Raw genomic sequence first — 729 nt, forward strand, 5'->3', positions numbered from 1 at the left:
CTTCGGGCACGTCTAGTCGGCTCGACATCAGGGTTGCGGCTTTTGCCAGCTCTCGAATTGGTTGAATTTCTTTGCGAACGATAAACCAGGTACACAGCAACAGCATTAGCGCGGACACCAATAGCGTCAGCCATTGGCGCAGCTCAAAATAGTTAGTTTCTAGGTTGATGTAAGGCGCGGGCAGGACTGCTGCGAGATAGAACCACTCGTTTTGTGCCACTTCGACCTGCATCACCAGAATAGGCGGATTGAGGTCACCAAACGAAAGCGAATAATGCGCCCACAATAGCGGCAGTTCATCGATAGGTAGCTCGTTGTTGAACACTTTGAGTTTGTCGCGCTGGGTGAACTCCACCTCGATATTAGGAATGCCGCTCAGCTCGCTTTCCAATACCTCGCGAACTTGGTTGACGACCAACGTTTTGCGTTCGCTCTCTGGCAGTGGGTCGACGTCAATCTGGTGATTGTTGAGTGAGACGAAAAAGCGTGTGCCGCCCATGTTGCGTAGTTGATTGAGCACCAAGTGGCGGTATTCCGAAGGGAGGGTTTGAAAGAAAGCGATGGTGGAAGAAGCGCTCAGTGCTAAGCTTTTGACCGTGGTGGTCAGGCCTTCTTTATCGCGTTCGCTGGCGTGTTGATACCAGATAATCCCGGATAATACCTGCGCCAGAATGATCACCAGTAACAAGAACACACTGGTGCGAACGACCAGTGATCCCGTCCAGCGTT

At 51.7% G+C, this 729-nt stretch carries 1 pseudogene; it reads right to left on the bottom strand.

Annotation, left to right across the window (positions count from 1 at the left end):
* Positions 1 to 729: pseudogene (locus R7Z47_RS24800) on the bottom strand (two-component sensor histidine kinase); the annotation flags it as partial.

This window comes from Vibrio sp. 1641 (assembly GCF_033339995.1).
GTDB lineage: Bacteria > Pseudomonadota > Gammaproteobacteria > Enterobacterales > Vibrionaceae > Vibrio > Vibrio alginolyticus.